Origin of the sequence: Halorubrum sp. F4, assembly GCF_027257195.1 — an archaeon.
Taxonomy (GTDB): Archaea; Halobacteriota; Halobacteria; order Halobacteriales; family Haloferacaceae; genus Halorubrum.
In genome coordinates this window covers 63,794-86,374 of sequence record NZ_JAPDFS010000005.1, presented here as the reverse complement: position 1 = coordinate 86,374, position 22,581 = coordinate 63,794, and the positions used below count along the sequence as shown (strand labels likewise).

Genomic DNA, 22,581 nt, shown 5'->3' with positions numbered 1-22,581 from the left:
TGAAATTCTCGCCATCTATCTGGTGAATTACTGGTCCCGCTATGTCGATGCGTTTCGGGCGTCCTCGACCCAACTCGGCCGCTCAACGGTCGTTTCGCCGTATGCAGTGTAGTGAAGATCGTAGGTGCCTGTGATAGTCGTTTCAGGGTCATCGGCTGGGTGGCCGGTAAATTCGGTGGTGTAGCGAGTTATTCGACCGTCCTCAGTCATCGTGACCGTGGTCGTCTGGTTCGTCATATTCACTCCACCGACGATCTCATATCCCCGTACGAGGTCAGCAGGTGTCGTCGTAGAGCGGATCTGAACGGTCCCGTCTTCCGTTGTGATCGTCGGATCTTCGGCGTTATCCAAGGCCTGACGGAGAGCGTCGCCACCCAGTAGTCCGAGAGTGCCCCCTCCACCGTTGTTGTTCACGGAGTACTCGGTACCGTTCGATCGCTGTGTCCGACTCACAGTGCGGGTACCGTTGAGCCACCAGTCAACGCGCTTGTCGTCGTATGTCTGTGTGTCCACTGCCTGTGTACGATCGTCCCCGACCTTGCTCACGTGCGCGTAGTTCACCAGCGTCGTTCCGTTCTCCGTCTCGACGTCGATCCGCTTTTCGACGGTGTAATTCTCCTCTCGGAGCGTCTCGACATGCCCGTTGACCAGGGTTTCAGTGTCAACGGTGCCGTTCTCGGAGAGACCGTCCGGGAGAGTGGTAGGAGAACCGACAGTCGGTGACGAAGGCGTATCTTCCGCCGGAAGACCGCTACACCCCGCAAGAGGGACGGTAACAAGAACCAGAACGAGGAGGGCAGTTCGCATGACTCCTGATCCCCGACTCAGAAGTAAATCTCTTGTTCTCCCGTGTCCGCTCGGGAAGCGTCGACGTCGAGAATCCCCTTCAGACCGTGTGTTTCGCCTCGTCGGCGTCCTCGACGACCTCCAATCCGCGGTTGTTCACGGCGTAGGGATCGAGTCCCTGCTCCTGGAGGAACTGCTTGTACAGCCGCTCCGCCGTCTCGCCGTCCTTCTGCTTGTCGCTGGCGCGGTCGCACAACTCGATCAGGTTCTCGGGCACGTCGTTCTCGTGGACGATCCAGTGATTGATGGTGTCCGAGAGCCGGCGGATGGGCGAGGTGAAGTGGCCGTAGATGTCGAAGTTGAGCGCGTGATGGCCGCCGAACGGGTCGTTCATGTACTTCGCGCGCGGCATCACCTTGAGCACGGCCCGCTGGATCTTGTTGAGCTGGCGGTCGGGCGACTCCTCCAAGGCGGCGTTGACCGCCTTGCGCGGGTCGTCGCCCCACGCCGAGCCGGGGATGGAGACGCCGTCGAGCTCCTGGATCTCCTTGAGCGCCTCGTTCCACTGGTCGGGCGTCGGCTGCGGATGGACGCGGTACATCGCCTCGACGCCGCGGTCCCACATCAGGGTGTGTGTCACCGCCTTGTTCGCCTTCAGCATCGACTCCTCGATGATGGTGTGTGCGCGGTCGCGGCTGGGGTTCAACACGAGCGAGCCGTCCTCCTTGCGCTGTTCGTGCATCCGGTCGGCCAGCTCGAACGCGAGCGCGTTCTCCTCACCGAGGGGTAAGGAGGGGTCCTCCAGCCGCTCCTCGCACTCGTTGTAGGTGAGCCGCTCGTCGGAGTTGATCACCGACTTGTAGATCTCGATGTCCTCGAACGAGAGCGTCTCGTCGTCGATCTCCATCTCCACCGTGTGTGCGAGCCGGTCCTCGTCCGGGACGAGCGAGCAGACGGTCTCGGCGAGCACCGGCGGGAGCATGTGGATCGTGTAGGCGGGCAGGTAGACGGTGTTCGCTCGCTCGACCGCCTCCTCCCACATCGCGGTGTCGGGCGTGACGTAGTGGGTCACGTCGGCGATGTGGACCCACAGCCGGTAGGCGTCCTCCTCGCGCTCGATCGAGATGGCGTCGTCGAAGTCCTGGGCGTCGATCGGGTCCGTGGTCCACGTCGTCAGATCGCGGAGGTCCCGCCGCTCGTCGATCTCGGCTTCGATCTCGTCGTAGACGCCCTCGGTCCGGGCTTCGGCCTCGCGGAGGACCTCGGGAGGGAACTCGTCACGGATCTCGAACTCCTCGAACAGGTCCTCGCGCTTGTCGGCGAGGCGGTCGGCCAACTCCGGCGTGACCGTCACGGGACCCTGGTCCTCGGCGGAGCCCTGTTTCGGCTCGTCGTCTGACATACCGACCCCAACGGGGGTGCGTTAGAAAGGCCTGTCGGGGACGGTCGCGGTCGGGACGGTCGTCGGATCAGCCGTCGTCGCGTCGCTTCGCGGAGTCGGCGACGGCGTCCGTGTACCGGTCGAGGAACTCCTCCTGTGAGAGGCCGTCGGACTCGATGGAGAGGACGAGCGACTCGAGTCCGTCGCGGGGCTGGTGACAGAGATCGTCGTCACAGTCGACACAGAGGTACTCGAACTCCTTGTCCCGCCGGTCCCAGCGGTTTCCCTCCTTGTCGTACTCGCGCGCGTCCTCGCGTAACACCGACTCCCCGCACGCGATACAGACCACGGTCCGACGGTCCTGGCTCCTCGGGGAGCGCCACATAGGAACATTCTCGAACCCGGTCTACTTAGCGTTTGGTGCCGCCGGCTGACGTCCGTCCGACGGGTGCTCCCGGCGAGCGCTTCCGGCGTCGAACTCGATCCGGGATCGGTATACAGGACTATTACCGAGGCCGATCGTACACTCCGTATGACGATCACCGAATCCGATCTCCCGGGGGTCGGCAAGAAGTTCGAGATCGAACTCCACGACGGCGAAATGATCGTCGTCATCCACAACACGGGCAAACGCGAGTTGTTCTACCGTCCCGAACCGAGCGCCGACAGCCAGAAGGTGTTCGAGTTCGACGACGACCTGGCCCGGACGATCGGGTCGATCATCGAGGGAGCCCACTTCCAGCCGCTCGAGCCGGCGACCCAGGAGACCACCCTTCCGGGCGGGATCCTCCTCGAGTGGTACGAGCTCCACCCCGGGTCCGGGCTGATCGGGGAGACGCTCGAGAGCGCGGAGATCGGCAACCGGACCGGACTCACGATCGTGGCGATCCAACGCGACGACGAGACCATCGACAGCCCGCCGGCGAGCACGACGCTGAAGGAGGGCGACACGGTGATCGGCGTCGGCACCCGCGAGAACTGCGAGGCCTTCGAGGAACTCCTCACCGAATGACGGCGCGCTCCCCGCTCTCCGGAATCCCCTTCGAGTCCCCCTCGTCGGTGATCCTCCGTGGCTGACCTCCTCCTGGAGGTCGGCGTCATGTTCGCGGCGATCGCCGCCTCCGGAGCGATCGCGAACCGGCTCGGCCAGTCGGTGATCCCCTTCTACATCGTCTCCGGGATGCTGCTCGGGGAGTTCGTCCTCGGTCGCGTCGGGCTCCCGGTCCTCGGCGAGGTGTACGTCGCCGAGTCGGAGTTCGTCGCGCTCGGCGCGGAGCTCGGGATCGTCTTCCTGCTCTTCTTTCTCGGGTTGGAGTTCAACCTCGATCGACTGCTCGCGCGACGCCAGGAGATAACGGCCTCGGGGACGATCGACCTCGGGATCAACTTCGGGGCCGGGCTGGTCCTCGGGTGGCTCGTCTTCGGGGCGCTCCTCCCGGCGGTCCTCCTCGCCGGTATCGTCTACATCTCCTCGTCGGCGGTGATCACGAAGTCGCTCATCGACCTCGGCTGGATCGCCAACGACGAGGCAGAGCCGATGCTGGGTACCCTCGTCTACGAGGACCTCTTCATCGCGGTGTACCTCGCGGTCGTCTCGGCGGTCGTCCTCGGGAGCGGCGGCGTCGCGGAGGCGGTCACGGACGTGGGGATCGCGGTCGGATTCATCCTCGCGTTGTTGCTTCTGGTGGCCGCCGGGACCGGCCTCTTCTCCCGGCTCGTCGAGACGGACGACCACGAGTCCGTCGTGCTCCGGACGCTCGGCGTGCTCATCTCCATCGCCGGTGCGGCGCTCGCGCTCGGCGTCAGCGAGGCTGTCGCGGCCTTCTTCGTCGGGATGGCGTTCTCCTCGACCGACCACGCCCACCAGTTAGAGGGGCTTCTCGAACCGCTCCGTGACACGTTCGCCGGCGTCTTCTTCTTCTGGATCGGGCTCGTGACCGACCCGCTGCTCTTCGGCGGCGTGCTCGGTCTGATCCTGCTCGCGGTGGTCGTCACGACGCCGACGAAACTCGTCAGCGGCTATCTGGGGGGGCGGGCGTTCGGGCTCGACACCCGACGATCGGCGCGCGTCGGCCTCGGAATGACGACCCGCGGGGAGTTCTCGCTCATCATCGCGACGATCGCGATAAGCGGCGCGAACGCCGGGACGTTCGACCCGGAACTCGCGGCGACGATCAACGCCTTCGCCGTCGGCTACGTGCTCGTGATGGCGATCCTCGGGACCACGCTGATGGGCTATTCCGGGCCGTTCGAGCGCACGGCCGTCTCGTGGCTTGACGGCCCGGATCCGGCCGGCAGCGGGCCGGAAGCCGGGGACTGATCCGACTCCCGATCCCCATCACTCGGCAGTCATGTCGAACGGCGGCTCCGCCTCCGGCGGAAGCGGCGTCTCGTACGGCTCGCCGCCGGTCGCCTCCTCGAACTCCGCGCGTGCCGCTTCGAGCCGCTCCGGATCGGTCATCAGGTCGTGAGCCGCCCCGGCGAGCACCTTCGCGGCGAACATCATCCCCTTCCGCGCGAAGTCGCCGTTGGCGGCGACGACCTGCCAGGAGTGCCCCGGCGCGCCGACCGGCCACGTCGCCGCGTTGAACTGGCCGGTGGGCGCGATGTAGCTCACGTCGCCGACCTCCGTCGACCCGCCGGAGGTCACGTCCTCGTTGAACGGCGGGACCGGTTCCGGGTACAACGCGTGCGGCTCGACGGTCTCCCGGACGTCCTCGGGAAGGTCCTCGAGTCGGGACTCCCGATTGCTCTCCGAGACCGTCTCGAGCAGCTCGCGGGCGAACTCCCGATCGTCGTCGTCGTAGTCGATCGGGCCGACCGCCTCCATGTTCTCCCAGATGGCGTCCGTGACGGGGCCGTTCGCGAGGTAGTCGTGACAGCCCGAGAGGAAGCGTTCGCTGACCTCGGTCTGCGTCATCGTCGCCGCACCCTGCGCGATGTCGCGGAGCCAGTCGGTGTTGCGTTCGACCTCCTCGCGGGTCGGCGCGCGGACGAAGTACCACACCGACGCCTCCGCGGGGACGACGTTCGGAGCGTCGCCGCCGTTCGGGATCGAGTAGTGGAGCCGCGCGTCGTCGGAGACGTGCTCCCGCATGAACTCGACGCCGACGTTGGTGAGCTCGACGGCGTCGAGCGCACTTCGGCCGGAATCCGGCGACCCGCCGGCGTGTGCGGCCTCGCCCTCGAACTCGAAGAGGAGCGAGTTGAGCGCGTTCGAGCTGCCGACCCGCGGCGTGTTCAGGTCGCCGGGATGCCAGGTCAACGCGGCGTCGAGGTCGTCGAAGACGCCCGCGCGGGCCATGTACGTCTTCCCGACGAGCGTCTCCTCGGCCGGACAGCCGTAGTAGCGGATCGTCCCCTCGAGTTCCCCGTCCTCGATCGCCCGTTTGACCGCGACCGCGGCCCCGAGCGTCGCGGTCCCGAAGAGGTTGTGCCCGCAGCCGTGCCCCGGGCCGCCCCGCTCGATCGGCGACCGCTCGGCTTTCACATCCTGTGAGAGGCCCGGCAGCGCGTCGTACTCGCCGAGGATTCCGATCGTCGGGTCACCCTCGCCGTAGGTCGCGACGAACGCGGTCGGCATCCCGGCGACGTCCGTCTCCACGTCGAACCCCTCCTCGCGGAGGGTGGTCGCGAGCGCCTCCGCCGACTCGTGTTCGTGGAGGCCCAACTCCGGCGTCTCCCAGAGCCGCTCCGCGAGGTCGTACAGTAGCTCCCGCTCCGATTCGACCGTCTCGTACACTGATCGCGTGCTCATGGTGCTCGCTCGGCTCGCTCAAAGACGGGCAGGACGGATAAAGTCGCACCTCGCGGCCGTTCGATCCCCGAAGCGGTTCACGCTTCCCGCTCGGGGATCACCCGACGACCGCGACGGCCGCCACCATCCCGGCGAGCGCCGCCGGCGGGATCGTGAGGTTGTCGTCGACGGCGATCCCGCGGACGATCGTGGGGGCCCCGTCCGCGATCGTCGCCGCCGCCGCGCCGGCGACCGCGACGGCGACGCCCGCGCTCATCCCGAACGCGGGGACCAGGAACGGGACGGCGACCGCGACACAGACGACGAACATCACGACCCACACGAGCCGGCGTTTCGGTTCCCGCGGGCCGTTCGAGCCGAGCGCGCCGCTCACCGGGTCGCCGACGGAGAGCATCCACATCGCCGGGATCGCGAGGGTCGGGCTCGCGATCGACGTGCTCGCGAGCAGCGCGACGCCGGCCATGCTGACCTGATAGAGCGCGTAGCCGCCGATCGAGTCCGACTCGTACTCGCGGGTCAGCGTCCGGTACACCGCGTGGTCGAGCCCGACGACGAGCCGGAGGAACTCCAGGGTGCCGACGAGGACGACGCTGGCGACGAGAAGCGCCGCGGTCTCCGCCCACGAGAGCCATCCGAGCAGGTACGGGACGGGATAGAGGGTGCCGCTCGCGTGGACGAGCCGCCGCTCGAACTCCACGCGCTCGCGCCAGGCCGCCGCCGGGAGCGCCACGATCAGTTCTCTGTCGTCGTCTCCACGTCGGTCTCCACGGCCCCGTACCGGTCGATCAGGTCGTCGAAGGTCCCGCCGGTCCGGAGCGCGGCCAGTTCGTCCGCGAGGTCCGCGACGGGAACCCGGGCCTGTGCCGCGGAGTCGCGCTCGCGGACGGTGACGGTCTCCGGCCCGTCGCCCTCGATCCCGTCGCGGTCGACGGTCACACAGAAGGGGGTGCCGACCTCGTCCTGTCGCCGGTACCGGCGGCCGATCGAGCCCGAGTCGTCGTACGCGACCGCCAGACCGGCCTCCCGGAGGTCGGCGGCGACCCGGCCGGCGAGGTCGGTGAGCGGTTCGTCGTTCGTCACGAGCGGGAAGACCGCGGCGTCTCGCGGCGCGATCTCGGGGGCCAGAGAGAGGTACGTCCGCTCCTCGCCGTCGACCTCGTCGGTCTCGTAGGCGTGGGCCAGAAGCGTCTGGACGGTCCGGCCGACGCCGAAGGACGGCTCGACCACGTGAGGCGTGATGTGCTCGCCGTTCTCGGTGACCGCCTCGATCGAGAAGTTCGCCACGTCCGCGTCGATCTCGTGGGTCTCGCGCTCGTCGCCCTCGCCGACCTCGACGGTCACGGTCTCGTCCTCGAAGGCGTCGGGGTCGCGTCCGGCGAGCGTCTCCAGCGCCTCGGCGACCGCGGCGGCGTCGCCGCCGAACTCGGGACCGAGCACCGACATGTCGGGGTCGACGGTCGCGCGCTCGACGGTCTTCGGCTCGTCGTAGCGTTTGAAGACGGTGAAGGAGTCGTCGCCGTACGCGTCGTGTTTCGAGAGGTCGTAGTCCCCGCGATACGCGAAGCCGGCGATCTCGATCCAGTCGCCGTCGACCTCGCTCTCCGCGTCCCAGCAGTCGGCGGCGTAGTGGGCGCGCTCGCCCGCGAGGTGCTGGCGGAACCGGAACCGGTCGGTGTCGACGCCGACCCGCTCGTACCACTCCTGGGCGACGCCGAGGTAGTACCCCACCCACGGCGAGCCGATGACCCCCTCCGAGACCGCCTCGCCGACCGTGGTGTCGAGGTACTCGCCGTCCTCCTCGTCCTGTGCGGTCGCCGGGTAGAGTCGGACCTCGACGTCCTCGACGCGTTCGAGCGGCGGCTCGTCCGCCTCGGGGTCGATGAACTGCTCGAGCTCCGCCTGGGTGAACTCGCGGAGCCGGAGGAGTCCGCCCCGCGGCGAGATCTCGTTGCGGTAGGCGGGACCGATCTGGGTGATCCCGAACGGGAGGCTCCCGCGGGCGTACTCCTTCAGCCGCGGGAACTCGACGAAGATCCCCTGGGCGGTCTCCGGGCGGAGGTAGCCGGGCTGGCCGTCGCCGGGGCCGATGTCGGTCGCGAACATGAGGTTGAAGTCCTCGACGTCCCGGCCCGCGAGCGGCGAGCCGCAGGAGGGACAGGCGACGTCGTGTTCGCGGATCAGCTCCTCGACCTCCTCGCCCGGCAGCGCCTCGGCGTCCTCGATCCCGGTCGCGTCCTCGACGAGGTGGTCCGCGCGGTGGGACTCGCCGCACTCGCCACACTCGACGAGCAGGTCGTCGAACCCCTCGAGGTGGCCCGAGGCCTCGAAGACCGCCTCGGGCATCACGGTCGGGGCCTCGATCTCGCGGTTCCCCTCCTGGAGCGTGAACCGGTCGCGCCAGGCGTCCTCGAGGTTTCGTTTGAGCGCCGCGCCCTGCGGGCCGAAGGTGTAAAAGCCCGCGGTGCCGCCGTACGCGCCGTTCGCGCCGAAGAAGAACCCGCGCCGCTTCGCGAGCTCGACGAGCTCCGCACCGGCCATCAGATCCCCTCCAGGAGATCGATGTCCCGGACGACCCCCGACAGCTCCGTCCCGTTCACGAGCGGGACCTGCTCGATGTCGTTGGAGATCAGCTCCTGGGCGACCTCCTTCGCGGTCCGCGTGCCGCCGACGGTAACGATCTCGTCGGTCATGAAGTGGCGCGTCGCGCCCGCCGGGATCTCGACGTTGCGGGTCGGGAGGTAGCGCGCGCCCGTCGCCTTGATCCCCTCCCAGGACCACTCCGAGTCCTGCTCCGCGATCGAGTCGCCCGTGCTCGCCTCGCCCTCGACGACGCGTGCGACCTCGAGCACGTCGACCTCGGTGAGGATCCCCGCCATGTCCGCGTCGTCGTCGAGCACGACCGCGTACGGGACGCCGGCGAGGCCGATCTCTCGTTCCGCGACCGGCAGCGGCGTCTCCACGTGCGTGGCGTTGACCTCGCGGGTCGCGAGTCCCTCGACCGGCTCGTCACCGTCGACCTCGCCGCGAGCGATCGCCCGAACCACGTCGGTGACGGTCACGATCCCGACGAGCTCGTCGCCGTCGACGACCGGGAGCCGGCGGGAGCGCTCCGAGACCATCGTCGCGGCCGCCTCCTCGATCGTCGCGTCCGTGGTCGTCGCCGGCACCTCGCGCATCAACAGCGCGAGCTGGTCCTCGTCCGGCTGGTCGATGAGGTCGTCCCGGGAGACGAGCCCGCGGTACACCTCCTCGCCGCCGACGTCCTTGACGACGGGGACGGAGGAGAAGCCGTACTCCTGGAGGTACTCCAACACGTCGTTCCGGCTGCCGGGGATCTCGACGACGACGAGATCGGTCCGCGGCGTCATGGCGTCTGCTACGTTCATGCCCCGTCTTTCAGCGTCGCTCCTCTTGTATCCCCCGAAGGGCGATCACGGCCCGGATCGACGTCGGCACGCGGTCGTCGCGTCGTCATCGCGGCCTCCCGGCGTCGCGTCGTCACCGCGGTCTCCCACCGTTCCTCCCGTCCCGCCGTTCATCACGTCCCGCCGTTCCTCCCGTCCTCCGATCGTCCGTCACCGCCGTGGTGATCGTCGGATCGACGACGATCGCTCGGCTCCGTCGTCGATCCCGGCACGAATCGCCGCGTCTTCCGACGGATCTCGGTTCGCGGTTCGCAACCCTTTTGACGGGCTGTGAACTAATCACAATCATGTCACGGAGTTCCACTCCCTGGGACGACCCGGACCCCGACCGTCGGCGGACGGCGCTGCCGACGGACGCGGAGCCGACGGGCCCTTCCTCGACCGACGTGATGGCGTCGATCGACTCCTCCTCGTCGCGACCGGAACTCGTGATCGCCGACGTCTCCCGCGAGAACGCGTGGCTCTCCGTCGACGAGCAGAACGCGACCGTCCTCGAGGAGTGGTGTTGACCGCGACGACCCGCTAACACCCTTCGATCGGTACGTCGATTCACTGCCTCCGGAGTCCCTGCCCCGCCTCCCACGCCCGTATCACGGACGCCAGCGTCCGGCACGTCGGCACCGGAACCTCCCGCCGAGCAGCGCGCTCGAGGACGACCCCGTAGATCGCGTCGACCTCGGTCCGCCGGCCGGCCGTGACGTCCTCGCACATCGACGAGCGGTTCGCCGCCGTGTCGCGAGCGACGCGCTCGAGCGCGTCGACCGCCGCCGGCTCCGCCAGTTCGATCCCCTCCGGTTTCGCGACGCGAGCGACCTCGCGTGCCGCCTCTCGGGCGATGCCCCCCGCCGGCCCCTCGAGCGTCTCCCCGTTCGTGACCCGCGCGAGCGCCGAGGGACCGTTGATCCCCGCGTTGACCGCGAGCTTCTCGTACCGTCGCCGGGGCATGTCGACGGCGGCGGCCGCCTCGATCCCGGCATCGGCGAACGCCCGGGCGACCCGGTCGGCGAGCGCGCTCCCGCCGCCGGCGAGCGACCCGACGACGACCTCGCCGATCCCGGTACACCGCACGCGTCCGGGCTCGAGGAGGCGCGCGCCGTAGCTCGCCGTCCCCGCGAGGACGGGGGGCTCGAGCGCCGCGACGAGCCGCTCCTCGGTGAGCCCGTTCTGGAGCGAGCAGACCGCGTCGTACTCACCGGTCGCGAGCGCCCGCGCCGCCGCGTCCGTGTCGTACGCCTTCGTCGTCACCAGCGCGAGGTCCGCCGACCGATCGCGGCCGTCCGTCAGCGCTCGCGGCCGGACGCACGCGTCGATCCGCCCTTCGATCCGCAGTCCCTCCTCGTGGACTCGTCGCATGTGCGGGTTCCGGCCGACGAGCGTCACGTCGTGGGCGCGCGCGAGCAGTCCGCCGACGAGGCTGCCCAGCGCGCCGGCGCCGTACACGAGGACCTCCATGCGCAGTCGAACGACCCGCCGTCGAAAAGCGATGTCGGTGCCGGGGGATGCCGGCTCTCGACCCGTCAGTTCTTCAGTCGGCCCCGAGCCGTCAGCCCTTCAGCCCGCTCCCGGTCAGCGGGACGACGACGTCCTCGTCGGCGTCGATGGCCCCGCGAGCGCGGAACTCGCGGAGGGCGGCCGGCGCGACCGCACACGTCGGTTCGGTGTAAAACCCCGCGGCGTGGAGCCGGTCGAGCTCTCGATCGCCCGCGGCCTCGGTGACCGCGACCGCGTCGCCGCCGGTCCCGCGTATCGCCTCGAGGACCTCCTCCCGTCGAACCGGCTCGGCGATCCGGATCCCGTCCGCCGACTCGTTGCGTTTCCCGTCGGGATCGGCCGCCTCGGGACCGTGGAGCGCCCGAACGATCGGCGCGGTTCCGGCCGCCTGCGCGCCGTAGAGCCGCGGAACCGAATCGATCCAGCCGGCCTCGCGGAGTCGCTCGAACCCCCGGTACGCGCCGAGAAAGAGCGTGCCGTGTCCGAGCGGGGTCACGACCGCGTCGGGTGCCTCCCAGTCACGCTGGCGTGCGATCTCGTAGGCGACGGTGGCGGTCCCCTCGAAGAAGGCCGGGTTCCAGGCGTGGCTCGCGTACCAGGCGGAGTCGGTTCCCTCGGAATCGGAACGCTCCGCGTCCGGATCGAGCGCGGCCACGCACGCGTCGGTCACGTCCGCGCGCGACCCCTCCACCCGTACCGGCGTCGCGCCGGCTCGACGTATCGCCCGGAGCTTCGCCTCCTTCACGTCGGCGGGGACGTACACCTCGGCGTCGATCCCCGCGCGGGCCGCGTAGGTCGCGATCGCGGCCCCGGCGTTGCCCGAGGAGTCCTCGACGACCCGATCGACGCCCAACTCACGAGCACGCGTGAGCGTCGTCGTCGCGCCGCGGTCCTTGAACGAGCCCGTCGGGAAGACGTACTCGAGCTTGAACTCGGCGTTCCACGGGTCGTCGAGGGCGTCGCCCGCGGCCCCGTCGGCGTCGACGAGCGGCGTCGAGCCCTCGCCGAGGGTCACCCGATCGGCCGAGTCGTCGCCGACGGCGATGAAGTCCTCGAAGGTCCACAGGCCCAGTCGTGCGTCGAACGCGCCGGGGTCGGGCGCTCCGCCCGACGGGACCGGCCGGTCCACGAACTCGAGAGGGGAGCCGCACGTACAGCGCCAACGATCCGGAAACGTGGTCCCACAGTCGGAACACGCCAGGGATCGGGTCGTGTCGTCGTCGCGGTCGGATCCCGGCATCAGTATCGGTCGACGTTGGTCCCGACGGAGCAGACGTACTCGCCCGCGGCGACCTGCGGGAGCCGGCGGGTCCGCCAGAACACGCCGTCGGCGTCGGCGGTCACCCGACCCTTTCGTTCGCCGAAGGTGTCGGTCACCTCGAAGAGCGTCTCGCCCGCGGACACCCGGTCGCCGAGGGCGGCCTCGAACCGGACGAGCCCGCCCGCCGGCGACCCGTACTGGTCGAACCCGCGGGCCCGGACCTGTTCTTCGACCTCGACGCTCCCGTCGAGGAAGCCGTAGTGGCGGAGCACGTTGAACAGTCCCTCGACGCCGTATCGGATCGACTCCTCGTCCCACCCGACGCAGCCGCCGAGCTCGGGATCGATCGTCGGGATCCCCTGGTCGGGGCCGGCCCGCGCGAGCTGACCGTCTGGCCCCTTGATGTCGAGCACGTGCCCGCAGCCGAACACCTTCGCCAGCTCGAGACAGTCCCCGTGGAGGTGGTGTCTGATCCCGCAGCGGACCCGCGTCTCGTTTATCATGCGGCTCGTCGACCCCTGGTGGAGATCGACGATCAGGTCGGCGCGTTTCGCCTCCTCGAAGGTCGCGTGGGCGATCCGCTCGCTCGTCGTGCCGTCCGCGTCGCCGGGGTATCCGCGGTTCATCTTGCGGTCGTCGATCGGGTTCCGGTGCTCGGCCACCTGAAACGCGAAGTAGTTGACGATCCCGACGACGAGGACGACGCCGGACAGATCCGTCGGATCGACGCGGGGAACGAATCGGTTCACGACGCCCAACCCGTTGAGTTCGTCGCCGTCGCTGACCGCCTGTACGTAGAGGGTCTTCCCCTCCTCGGACCCGTTGATGACGGCGACGGGGAGCCGGACCGGGCTCCCGTCCCGCGTCTCGCCCACCTCGAGACGGCCGGTGTCCGTCTCGCCCGGGGACGCTCGCGCCGTACCCAGCGTGATCATTACGCGGACGTGGGTCGGCGGCCCCTTTATCCGTTCGGTCGGCGGCGGTTTCCGCCCCTCGGGTCGGCCGACGACGCGCGATCCGGGGCGATCCCGCCGGATCGACGAACTGACGACCCTGCCGGAGCGACGAGCGGACGACTCCGCCGGATCGACGAACGGGCGAGTCGGCGACACAAGGTTTACACCCGCTTCCGCCGAACGGACGGTAGTTACCGCCGTCCCGACGGCCGATCGCGGCCCACCGCACATGAGCATCGACATCGACCCGCTGTGTGACGCGCCCGGTCTCACGATCACGGACCACATCGAGAACACGCAGTTCGAACTCTACACCGACCGGCCGGTCACCCCGCGGCCCTCTCCCGTCGAGGACCACTACTTCCCGGTCGACGCGAGCGTGACCGTCGAGACCGGCTCCATCGAGATCCCGCGGATCGCGGTCGTCGAGACCCGATCCAGCGACGGAGCCCTGCTCGCGCGCGGCGACGACCTCACGATGCCCGCGGGGGAGTACCACCTCGGTATCGACCCCGCGCCCACGAAGCTCTACTCGCACTTCGAGTCCGGGTTCTCCGTCACGACGACCGATCGAACCACCCGGATCGACCTCGAGACGCCCACCGAGGTGACCCTCGGATTCCGGTCGCTCCATCAGCGGCCGGCGGGGACGATCACGACGCCGACGGACCCGGAGTCGCTGATGGACGCGATCTCGCACCTCGGATCGGCCCTCCAGACGACGAGCCCGGAGCGCTCCTTCCCGACGCTCCGCGGACACCCGCCCCTCATCGAGCCGGGAACGGAGTTCCACGTGCCCGACCGGATCGAGCGACCCGAAAGCGGCGTGCGGATCGTGGTCCCTCCCTCCTACCGGGACGTCTACCCCGTCGTCCCGCTCGCGTACTACTTCGCGGCCGAGGTGGTTCCGGGTTCCGCCGCGCGGATCGAGGGCGACGGCTGGGTACACTCGCTCGAACCGGACGTCGAGCGGCGGGCCGCCGAGGCCCTCCGGCAGTCGTTCCACTTCGACTGTATCGCCCGGACGGAGGGGTTCTACCCGGTCGACCTCCACGAGCGGGAGACGACCGTCGCCGACCTCGACTGGGCCGCGCTGTACGAGGCTCCGCTCGCCGAGCGGCTCGGAGCGTACCTCGAGGTGCCGTTCGAGCGGATCGAGCCGGAGCTCCCCCGATGGACGCTCACGACCGACGTCCGGCCCGACCCGAATAACGTCGAGGCGCTCCCGTTCGTGGCCGGCGAGCTCTCCATCGTTCGGTCGCCGGAGACGGTCACGCCGGCCGACACCGGTCCCGGAGGCGGGATCGGTTTCCTCCGAGCGCCCGATCCCGGGCCCGCCGAGTTCGTCCGTGGCGGGACGGGCGTCGGCGGCGGTTCCGATCCCGGAAGCGGTCCCGAGCCCGGGGATGGTCCCGATCTCGGTGGCGATCCGACTCGTCGTGGGGCCGGACCGCGCGGGGCCGACGCCCCGGGCGACCACGGAGCCGCGCTCGGGTCCGCCGAGTTCGTCCGTCCCGATCCGGTCGAGACGGTCGAGCACGCCTGGGTCGGCGACGGGGTTCCGCTCGACGCGAACAAGGCCACGCTCGACGCCTACCGCCGACGGCTGGAGACGGGTGCCGTCGAGCAGTCGCGCATCTCGGTGCTCGTCGTCTGTAACGACGAACAGATGCGCGAGGAGGGGAAGGTGTCGGAGCTCTACGGGCTCCGGGACATGGTCCAGTTCGACATCGAGGTGCGCCACGACCTCACCCGCGCGGAGATGCGCGAGGCCCTCGCGGCCGACGTCGACTTCCTCCACTACGTCGGCCACGTCGACGATCGAGGGATGCAGTGTACCGACGACTACCTCGATCTCACACGCGAGGACCTCCAGGTCAGCGTCAGCGCGTTCCTCCTCAACGCCTGTCAGTCCTACGAGCAGGGGGAAGCCCTGATCCACCGCGGGAGCCGAGGCGGGATCGTCACGCTCAGCGACGTCGCGAACTCGCCGGCGACGAAGCTCGGCCGGATCGTCGCCCGCCTGATGAACAGCGGGTTCAACCTCCGGACCGCGCTCCACGTCGCGAAGCGGGAGCTGCTCACCGGCCACCAGTACATCGTCGTCGGCGACGGGGCGACCACGATCTGTCAGAGTCGGAGCGGGATCGCGATCGTCGTCGACATCGAGCCGGACGGCTCGGCGTGGAACTTCACGATGTCGGCGTATCCGAACGGACCGTACGGCGTCGGAACGATGTACAGTCCCACGATCGAGGGGATCTCCGAGAACTATGCCGTTCCGAGCGACGCGAGAATAGGCGGGATCAGTTCCGAGCAGCTAACCGGGTTGCTTCAGCTCGAAACCCTCCCCGTGTTTTACGAGGACGAACTCCACTGGAGCGACGAGTTGCTGCCGCTTTGATCCGGCTTCGGTTCTACGGGCCGGGCGTCGCCTGTGCCGCGTTCGCCGCCGCGGGGGCCGCCTGCGTCAACAGCAGCAGGGCGGTGAACAGGACGCCGGTCATCTTCGGGTGCTCTGCCAGGTATGCCGCAACACTTTCGGGCATATTACACCAGAATGCGCGTGAGATTAAGTTCTAGTCTTATGCGAAGTGGTACGTCTATAATGTTTGAATTACATCTATATTGAAAGAAATTGGTTCGAAGGCCCACACGGTTCCACGACGGTGCTTCGGACACGGCGATTCGCCACGAGATCTCGATTCACGTCGCCGCGAGGTTCGATTCCCCCGTCACAAAGACACGCCTCTCGTCGGATCGGGTACGGGTCTCCGTCCACGGTGCCTCCGCGGCGGCGTCCGCTCCGACGACACGATTATCACGCGGGTGTTCGTATCTCAGTGAGAGACGATGGCGTCCGACAGCGGACACGACGACGCACGATACCTCGCCGGATCGCCGGTACGGATCGCGATCCTCCGGGCGCTCGACCGAAATCCGCGACGACCGGCGTCCCTGACCGACGCGGTCGACGCGACGCGGACCACCGTCCAGCGGATCCTGGCCGGATTCCGCGAGCGTCGGTGGGTCGTCAAACGCGACGGTGTCTACCACGTGACACCGACGGGCGAACGCGTTCACGCCGCCTACGAGGACTTGCTCTCGGAGATCGACCGCAGCGACCGGTACGGGCGATTCGCCGCCGACTTACAGCGGGCAGGCGCGGCGTTTCCCGCGGCCGGGCTCGAGACGGGCGATCTCACCGCGGCGACCGACCGCGATCCGCTGGCCGCGCTCGACCGCGTGGTGGAGTTGATCCGCGACACGTGCGGATCGGACGTCAGGGCCGTCTCGCCGATCGTCACGACCCAGTACAACGAGGCGGCCGGAGCCGCACTCGATGCGGGCGCGGAGATCGAGTTGGTCATCGACCGGGAGGTGTTGGAGACGTCGATCGCGGAGTTCGGGCCCGCGACCGACCGGGCCCTGTCCGACGAGGGTGCGACGGTGTACGTCTCCGCCGAACCCATCGAGTACGGCCTCTTCCGGTACGACGACGTCGCCTGCGTGGTCGCCTACGACGAGCGAAACAACCCGCGCTGCGTCTTCGAGACCACGGACGAGACGGTCATCGAGTGGGCGGACGAACGGTTCGAGTCGCTCGCGAGCGCTGCCACGCCGCTCTCGGCGGTGATACGGGAGTCGTCAGTGAGTCAGGAGTGAGCGGGAGTCGATCGAGACTCCGATGAAGGTCATCGTTCGGCGGCTCCGGCGACGTCCGACCCGCGAGCGCCCGACTCGCGATCGTCCGTCCCCTCGCGTCGCTCCGGGTCGAAGTTGACCGGCACGACCGTCGGGTGATCCATGCCGAACGACGAGGCGGTGGTCGTCATGGTTCCACCCGATACTACCGGTTCCATCCTCTAAAAATTACTCATACGCATAAAACATTGACGCGAGGTCCGCCATACGCGACGGTTATCCTCCGGCGATCCTGAACGCTCTCGTTCGCGTCCCGACCGCCCTCGTTAGGCTCCGAACTCCTCGTCGTAGAGGTCCTGGGCGTGCTCGATGGCCTCCTTCGCGGCCGCCGCGTCCTCCCAGCCCAACGTCTCGACTTCCTTCCCCTCCTCCAGGTTCTTGTACGTCGAGAAGAACTCGTCTATCTCGTCGCGGATCTGCTGGGGGATGTCCTCGAGGTCCTCGACGTGATCGAACCGCGGGTCCTCGGTCGGCACCGCGATCACCTTGTCGTCCTGCTCGCCGTCGTCGTCCATCTTCATCAGCGCGACGGGGCGAGCCTCGATCACGCAGCCGGGGAACGTCCGGTCCTCGACGAGCACCATCACGTCGAAGGGGTCCTCGTCGTCGTAGTACGACTGCGGAATGAATCCGTAGTCGTACGGGTAGTGGACGTTCGAGTGGAGCACCCGATCGAGGACGACGCCCGGGACGTCCTTGTCGTACTCGTACTTGTTTCGCTCGCCCTTGAGACACTCCACGATCGCGTAGATCTCGTCGGGGGCGTCCGGTCCCGTCTCGAGGTCCTCCCAGAGGTTTACCATGTATCGGGTACTGCGACGAACGCGTGGAAAATCCTTTCGGGACGGGGCGAGCCGACCGCGCGTTCACCTCGATGACCGTCGACGTCCTCCTTCACGAGTACTCCCGAGTAGTCGTCCGGGGGCACCGGGGATATTCTCCCGAGACGTTTCGGATATTCTCATAGGATGAACCTAACCGATCGGGGCCGATTCGGGCCCGATCGGACCGATCCTCGACCGTGGATCCGTTGGCGTATTGCCGGTTTCGTTGTCTACAGTAAGTGTATATACGATCGAAACCGACGGATCGTTTTCTACACCTCGTCGGACCATCGGACGGAAACGCCGGATCGATCGCCCGAAACGCCCGTTCGTCGGAATCGATCCCGTTGAGAGGTCGTAAATTCGATGAACGTTGAGAAAGGTTATAAGTCAGGGAACCTTTCTATTCGGCATGTCAGAGGCACGATCGGTTCCTGAAGCATCGACGACCGCACACGATCTGACCGCGTTTCAACAGAACATCCTGACGATCCTGGCGGAGGAGCCCATGTACGGGCTCGCGGTCAAACGCGAACTCGAGGCGTACTACGGCTCCGAGGTGAACCACGGTCGGCTCTATCCCAACCTCGACGACCTCGTCGATGACGGCTTCATCGAGAAGAGCGAACTCGACAAACGTACGAACCAGTACGCGCTCACCGATGCCGGCCACGACGTCGTCCTCGGCCAGCTGGAGTGGGTGCTCGACCGCTTCGTCACCGACGAGGGTCGCGCGGCCGAGGTACGGGCACTCATCGAGGAGTAGACCGTTCCGTCGCGGAACCTCGCGGTCCGTTTCTTCGACCCTCGGAGCCCCGGCCTCGTCGGCTCGGCCGACTGAGCGAGGGGGATGACCGGTTTCGAACGTGACCGGCTGCGAGCGTGACCGAGGTCCGTTACGGCGCCGGCTCGTCGAGCGCGGCCGCGACGCGCTCGATCGTCTCGAGCGACTCCTCGAGAGCCGCCCGCTGCTCGTCGCTCGGCCAGGCGTTCCGCGGGAAGAACTCCTCGCGGAACTCCGCGCGCATCTCGGGGGTCGCGTCGTCGACCGCGCGCACGTAGTGGTTGCTCATGAACGCCGCGAAGCTCCGTGCGGTCTCGGCGTGGACCCCGTCGACCCGCTCGGCGACCGCGTCGGCGACCGCGTCGTTGTAGGCGGCGACTTCGCGGTAGCGGTCGGCGTCGCCGGGCCCCGAGAGCGACACCTCCACCGCCCGGTCGGTGTCCTCGATGCGGTCGAGTCGGACGGTCCCCGACTCCATCCACTCCTCGGGGTACAACACGAGCGTGTCGTCCTCCTCGCGGAGTCGCGGCGTGTACTCGTGGTCGGTCACCAGGTCGTCCCGGCGTTCGCGGTATCCCTCCGCGGCCGCGGGATCGGTCGCCTCTTTCGCGAGTCGGGTGAGGCGTTCGGCCTCGTCGACGACCTCAACCGGTACGTCGGGAACCCGTTCGGACCCGTCCTCGCCCGGCGTGTCGCCCCCGCTTTCGCCGTCCTCGTGGCCTTCGTCCGAGTCATCGACGCCCTCGTCGTCCTCGGCCGCCATCAGCTCTCGTGCCCGTTCTTTCGCCCACTCCGGTGGCTCGTCGTCAGTTCGCGTCATCGAGTGCCTCGTTCGCCAGGTCGTCGGCGCGCGCGTTTATCTCCCGCGGAACGTGCGCGATCGACCAGCGGTCGAACCGGTCCAACAGCTCGCGGGCCCGGACGCGTCTCTCGCGTAACGTCGGGTCGTTCGCGTTCCACTCGCCGCGCACCTGTTTCACGATCAGTTCGGAGTCCCCCCGGACGTCGATCTCGTCGAAGCCGTACTCGTCCGCCGCCTCCAGCGCGCGGATCAGCGCGGCGTACTCCGCCTGGTTGTTGGTGACGCGACCGATCCGCTCGCTTCCCTCGGCGACGACGCCGTCGGCGGTGACGAGACACCAGCCGACCGCGCCGGGCCCGGGGTTCCCCCTGGACGCGCCGTCGAAGTAGACGTGCGCGCGTCCGCCCCCGTCCGCGAGGAGGTTCGTCAGTCGAGTGGGATCGCTTCCCTGGACGACCACCTTGTCGTCGTAGGCGACGGCGACCGCCCCGTCGCGCTCGGCACGCCACCGCTCGTGGGCGGTGTTTCCGGCGTCGATCCGGACGCCGGCGTCCTCCAGACGGGCCCGCGCGTCGGTCGGATCGCAGTCGATCGTCGGCATCTCTCGGGAGTCGGTGTCGGCGACCCAAAGCGTTGTCCGTCCGCCGGTCGGCGCGATACCTCCGCGGCCGCTCGATCCGATCGCTCACGAACTTTTAAGTCAGTCGGTAAATGTAGTATATAAATGCGATGACACGGCCCACCCGGCAACGGGATCACGACCGGCAGCGCGTGCGGGACGAGGACGCGGAGGGATCGAAAACCGACGAGGTGGACGTCGAAGAAGTCGATCCCGACGAGCTGGACCCCGACGACCTCGACCCCGCGGAGCTCACCCGGACGGCCGACGGCGAACTGATACACGAGGAGACCGGGCTCATCGTCGAGGAGGAGCAGATCGACCCCGGCCCGGAGTGGCGGGCGTTCAACCACTCCGAGCGGCAGTCGAAGTCCCGCGTCGGCGCGCCGACGACGAAGACGATGCACGACAAGGGGCTGACGACGACGATCGACTGGAAGGACAAGGACGCGTACGGGCGCTCCATCTCCTCGAAGAAGCGCTCGCAGATGCATCGGCTCCGCAAGTGGCAGGAACGGATCCGGACGAAGGACGCGGGCGAGCGCAACCTCCAGTTCGCGCTCTCGGAGATCGATCGCATGGCGAGCGCGCTGGGCGTCCCGCGATCCGTCCGGGAAGTCGCCTCGGTCATCTATCGACGCGCGCTCTCCGAGGACCTCATCCGCGGCCGGTCGATCGAGGGCGTCTCCACCGCCGCCCTCTACGCCGCCTGTCGCAAGGAGGGGATCCCCCGATCGCTCGAGGAGATATCCGACGTCTCTCGGGTCGACCGCAAGGAGATCGGCCGGACGTATCGCTACATCTCCCAGGAGCTCGGACTGGAGATGCGCCCCGTCGACCCCCAGAAGTACGTCCCGCGGTTCTCCTCCGAGCTCGGCCTCAGCGAGGAGGTCCAGTCGAAGGCCAACGAGATCATCGAGACCACCGCCGAACAGGGGTTGTTGTCGGGGAAGTCCCCCACCGGCTACGCCGCCGCCGCCATCTACGCCGCGTCGCTTCTGTGTAACGAGAAGAAGACCCAACGCGAGGTCGCCGACGTCGCCCAGGTCACGGAAGTCACCATCCGTAACCGCTATCAGGAGCAGATCGAGGCCATGGGGATCCACGCGTAGATCGTTGTTGGCGCGGTGAACCTTTCCACGATTCCAGCCGATCGGCTATACTCGGTCGTCAGGGTGTCTACGAACACCGCCGAAGCCCCAGCCGACCTCACGATCCCGCACCTCACGCCTCCCCAGCCTCGCGGTTCGCGCTCTTCGAGCGCTCACCGCGTCCCTCGCGATCCGGTCGCGGGCCGAAGGCCCGCTCCCGGGCGCGCCGACCGCATAACGCGGTACGACTCGACCGAACTGGAACCCATCGATCGAAGCAACGTTCAAGCCGGCCCGCCGCCAACGATCGACGAATGCGGCTCGACGAGTTCCTCGAGTTCGAGACGAGCGAACGGGCCGAGCGCCGGCGGCTCGCCCGCGAGAAGGACTACGGGATCATAGAGCACCTCGACTCCTTCGAGCGGCGGTTCGACGCGGAGGTCTCGGACGACGCGGTCGTCGGCAGCGTCTCCCCGTCGATCTTCGTCGGCCGATCGGACTATCCGAACGTCTCGACGGGGCTGCTCTCGCCGGTCGGTCGCGAGGAGCGCGCCGCCAGCTTCCGGACCTCCGGCGCGTGGTACGACGAGGGCGTCTCGATCGCGGACGTCTTCGAGCGCCGGACCAGCCTGCTCAACGCCAACCGCGGCGTCGACGTGACCGACGCCGGGATCGGCAGTTCCGGGGTCGGGAAAACCGGAAGCAGCGAGGCGAGCGTCCACGACGCGTGGGACGGCTGGCTCGGCGTTCAACGCGAGGTCGCGATCGCGGACCGCCCCGTCGACGTCGAGATCGGCCTCGACGGCACGCCCGACCTCGACTTCGAGGTCGGCCTCGAGGACGTGAAGACGCCGACCGGGCCGCGGGCGGCGGCGCGGGACGCGTCGCTCGGGGAGAACCCGCACGTGCCGCGGCCGGTGAAGAAGACCCTGGAGGACGACGACTGGCGCGCGGAGGGGGCGATGACGTACCTCTACCGTCGCGGGTTCGACGTGTACGACATCAACACTATCCTCTCCGCGGGCGCGCTCGGGCGCGGGCGGGACCGCCGGCTCGTGCCGACCCGCTGGTCGATCACCGCCGTCGACGACACGATCGGGCAGTTCCTCCGCGGGTCGATCCGGGACGCACCGTCGATCGACCGGATCGAGGTCCACCGCAACGAGTACCTCGGAAACGCGTTCTGGGTCGTTCTCGTGCCCGGACACTGGGAGTACGAGCTGGTGGAGATGAAGGCCCCCGGCTCGATCTGGAACCCCGGCCCCGACGCCGGCGTCTACCTCGCGGCCGCGAGCGAGGGTCGCGAGGGCCGGACGGGGTACGTCGAGGAGACCGCGGGCGCGTACTACGCGGCCCGCCTCGGCGTCCTCGAACACCTCCACGACCGCGGCCGACAGGCGAAGGTCCTCGTCTGCCGGCACGTCTCCGACGACTACTGGGGACCGGTCGGGGTCTGGCAGGTCCGCGAGGCCGTCCGGAACGCCTTCGAGGGCGAGCACGGCACCGCGGAGACGTTCGGCGAGGCGGTTCGCGGCGTCACGGAGCGGCTGCCGATCTCGCTCGGTCGACTCCGGCGGAAGTCGACGATGGCGGCGGGACTCCAGGCGAACCTCGCCGACTTCACCGGCCGGGACGACTGAGCGCTCGAGAGGGCGCGGCGGGGACGTCCGCGGGGAGGACGCTCACGTCGGGAGTGGTC

23 protein-coding genes are annotated in these 22,581 nt (G+C 68.5%); 8 read left to right on the top strand and 15 right to left on the bottom strand.

The window, feature by feature from the left end:
• Positions 1-39: 39 nt before the first annotated feature.
• From OKW78_RS13105 to OKW78_RS13095, 3 genes are all read right to left on the bottom strand, one after another.
• Positions 40-807, bottom strand: a complete 768-nt coding sequence (locus tag OKW78_RS13105; RefSeq protein WP_281195604.1) for a hypothetical protein — start codon at positions 805-807, stop codon at positions 40-42.
• Positions 808-886: 79 nt separating this feature from the next.
• The gene (locus tag OKW78_RS13100) at positions 887-2,188 is read right to left on the bottom strand and encodes a ribonuclease catalytic domain-containing protein (protein WP_281195603.1); all 1,302 of its coding nucleotides are present in this window, start codon (positions 2,186-2,188) and stop codon (positions 887-889) included.
• Between the two features lie 67 nt (positions 2,189-2,255).
• The gene (locus OKW78_RS13095) at positions 2,256-2,552 is read right to left on the bottom strand and encodes a hypothetical protein (RefSeq protein ID WP_281195602.1); all 297 of its coding nucleotides are present in this window, start codon (positions 2,550-2,552) and stop codon (positions 2,256-2,258) included.
• A 147-nt stretch (positions 2,553-2,699) separates the two neighbouring features.
• Between OKW78_RS13095 and OKW78_RS13090 the strand changes: the two genes are divergently transcribed.
• Complete coding sequence (locus tag OKW78_RS13090) at positions 2,700-3,179, top strand: TrkA C-terminal domain-containing protein (protein ID WP_281195601.1); 480 nt, start codon at positions 2,700-2,702, stop codon at positions 3,177-3,179.
• A gap of 87 nt (positions 3,180-3,266) precedes the next feature.
• Positions 3,267-4,487: a cation:proton antiporter gene (locus OKW78_RS13085; protein ID WP_281195625.1), complete on the top strand. Its 1,221-nt coding sequence runs from the start codon at positions 3,267-3,269 to the stop codon at positions 4,485-4,487.
• An 18-nt stretch (positions 4,488-4,505) separates the two neighbouring features.
• Here the strand turns inward: OKW78_RS13085 and OKW78_RS13080 are convergent, their stop codons facing one another.
• The 4 genes from OKW78_RS13080 to OKW78_RS13065 all read right to left on the bottom strand — a co-directional run bounded on the left by OKW78_RS13080 (position 4,506) and on the right by OKW78_RS13065 (position 9,310).
• On the bottom strand, positions 4,506-5,924 hold the full coding sequence (locus tag OKW78_RS13080; RefSeq protein ID WP_281195600.1) for an amidohydrolase: 1,419 nt from the start codon (positions 5,922-5,924) through the stop codon (positions 4,506-4,508).
• Between the two features lie 97 nt (positions 5,925-6,021).
• On the bottom strand, positions 6,022-6,654 hold the full coding sequence (locus OKW78_RS13075) for a dolichol kinase (RefSeq protein ID WP_281195599.1): 633 nt from the start codon (positions 6,652-6,654) through the stop codon (positions 6,022-6,024).
• Between the two features lie 2 nt (positions 6,655-6,656).
• Positions 6,657-8,462, bottom strand: a complete 1,806-nt coding sequence (gene glyS / locus OKW78_RS13070; protein ID WP_281195598.1) for a glycine--tRNA ligase — start codon at positions 8,460-8,462, stop codon at positions 6,657-6,659.
• Positions 8,462-9,310 (bottom strand): CBS domain-containing protein, encoded by an 849-nt coding sequence (locus OKW78_RS13065; RefSeq protein WP_281195597.1) that lies wholly within the window; start codon positions 9,308-9,310, stop codon positions 8,462-8,464. The genes glyS and OKW78_RS13065 overlap by 1 nt, the downstream gene beginning before the upstream one ends.
• A gap of 326 nt (positions 9,311-9,636) precedes the next feature.
• Between OKW78_RS13065 and OKW78_RS13060 the strand changes: the two genes are divergently transcribed.
• Positions 9,637-9,858 carry a hypothetical protein gene (locus OKW78_RS13060; RefSeq protein WP_281195596.1) on the top strand — a complete coding sequence of 74 codons (222 nt, stop codon included), beginning with the start codon at positions 9,637-9,639 and terminating at the stop codon, positions 9,856-9,858.
• A gap of 40 nt (positions 9,859-9,898) precedes the next feature.
• Here the strand turns inward: OKW78_RS13060 and OKW78_RS13055 are convergent, their stop codons facing one another.
• The 3 genes from OKW78_RS13055 to OKW78_RS13045 form a co-directional block, all read right to left on the bottom strand.
• Positions 9,899-10,801: a ketopantoate reductase family protein gene (locus tag OKW78_RS13055; RefSeq protein WP_281195595.1), complete on the bottom strand. Its 903-nt coding sequence runs from the start codon at positions 10,799-10,801 to the stop codon at positions 9,899-9,901.
• A gap of 91 nt (positions 10,802-10,892) precedes the next feature.
• Positions 10,893-12,080, bottom strand: a complete 1,188-nt coding sequence (locus OKW78_RS13050; protein ID WP_281195594.1) for a threonine synthase — start codon at positions 12,078-12,080, stop codon at positions 10,893-10,895.
• On the bottom strand, positions 12,080-13,036 hold the full coding sequence (locus OKW78_RS13045; protein ID WP_281195593.1) for a succinylglutamate desuccinylase/aspartoacylase family protein: 957 nt from the start codon (positions 13,034-13,036) through the stop codon (positions 12,080-12,082). The genes OKW78_RS13050 and OKW78_RS13045 overlap by 1 nt, the downstream gene beginning before the upstream one ends.
• Positions 13,037-13,286: 250 nt before the next feature.
• Here OKW78_RS13045 and OKW78_RS13040 point away from each other — a divergent pair, with 250 nt between their 5' ends.
• Positions 13,287-15,461, top strand: a complete 2,175-nt coding sequence (locus tag OKW78_RS13040; protein ID WP_281195592.1) for a caspase family protein — start codon at positions 13,287-13,289, stop codon at positions 15,459-15,461.
• A gap of 13 nt (positions 15,462-15,474) precedes the next feature.
• Here the strand turns inward: OKW78_RS13040 and OKW78_RS13035 are convergent, their stop codons facing one another.
• The gene (locus tag OKW78_RS13035) at positions 15,475-15,606 is read right to left on the bottom strand and encodes a hypothetical protein (protein WP_255417640.1); all 132 of its coding nucleotides are present in this window, start codon (positions 15,604-15,606) and stop codon (positions 15,475-15,477) included.
• A 304-nt stretch (positions 15,607-15,910) separates the two neighbouring features.
• On the opposite strand from OKW78_RS13035, the gene OKW78_RS13030 reads away from it, so the two are divergent.
• Positions 15,911-16,723, top strand: a complete 813-nt coding sequence (locus OKW78_RS13030) for a winged helix-turn-helix domain-containing protein (protein WP_281195591.1) — start codon at positions 15,911-15,913, stop codon at positions 16,721-16,723.
• Between the two features lie 29 nt (positions 16,724-16,752).
• Here OKW78_RS13030 and OKW78_RS13025 read toward each other — a convergent pair whose 3' ends face one another.
• Entirely contained in the window at positions 16,753-16,893 is a 141-nt protein-coding gene (locus OKW78_RS13025; protein WP_281195590.1) for a hypothetical protein, read from the bottom strand.
• A 135-nt stretch (positions 16,894-17,028) separates the two neighbouring features.
• Positions 17,029-17,565: an inorganic diphosphatase gene (locus OKW78_RS13020; protein WP_281195589.1), complete on the bottom strand. Its 537-nt coding sequence runs from the start codon at positions 17,563-17,565 to the stop codon at positions 17,029-17,031.
• 433 nt (positions 17,566-17,998) lie between these two features.
• Between OKW78_RS13020 and OKW78_RS13015 the strand changes: the two genes are divergently transcribed.
• A complete protein-coding gene (locus OKW78_RS13015; protein ID WP_122104142.1) occupies positions 17,999-18,352 on the top strand; it encodes a PadR family transcriptional regulator in 354 nt (117 codons plus the stop codon).
• Between the two features lie 130 nt (positions 18,353-18,482).
• Here the strand turns inward: OKW78_RS13015 and OKW78_RS13010 are convergent, their stop codons facing one another.
• The gene (locus tag OKW78_RS13010; RefSeq protein WP_281195588.1) at positions 18,483-19,190 is read right to left on the bottom strand and encodes a hypothetical protein; all 708 of its coding nucleotides are present in this window, start codon (positions 19,188-19,190) and stop codon (positions 18,483-18,485) included.
• The gene (gene rnhA, locus OKW78_RS13005) at positions 19,177-19,773 is read right to left on the bottom strand and encodes a ribonuclease HI (protein WP_281195587.1); all 597 of its coding nucleotides are present in this window, start codon (positions 19,771-19,773) and stop codon (positions 19,177-19,179) included. Before rnhA ends, OKW78_RS13010 begins: the two co-directional genes overlap by 14 nt.
• Positions 19,774-19,901: 128 nt before the next feature.
• On the opposite strand from rnhA, the gene OKW78_RS13000 reads away from it, so the two are divergent.
• Together OKW78_RS13000 and nreA are read left to right on the top strand one after the other, a co-directional pair.
• Positions 19,902-20,903, top strand: coding sequence for a transcription initiation factor IIB family protein (locus OKW78_RS13000; RefSeq protein WP_281195586.1), 1,002 nt, complete (start codon positions 19,902-19,904; stop codon positions 20,901-20,903).
• Positions 20,904-21,196: 293 nt separating this feature from the next.
• A complete protein-coding gene (gene nreA, locus OKW78_RS12995; protein ID WP_281195585.1) occupies positions 21,197-22,522 on the top strand; it encodes a DNA repair protein NreA in 1,326 nt (441 codons plus the stop codon).
• The last annotated feature ends 59 nt before the right edge of the window (positions 22,523-22,581 follow it).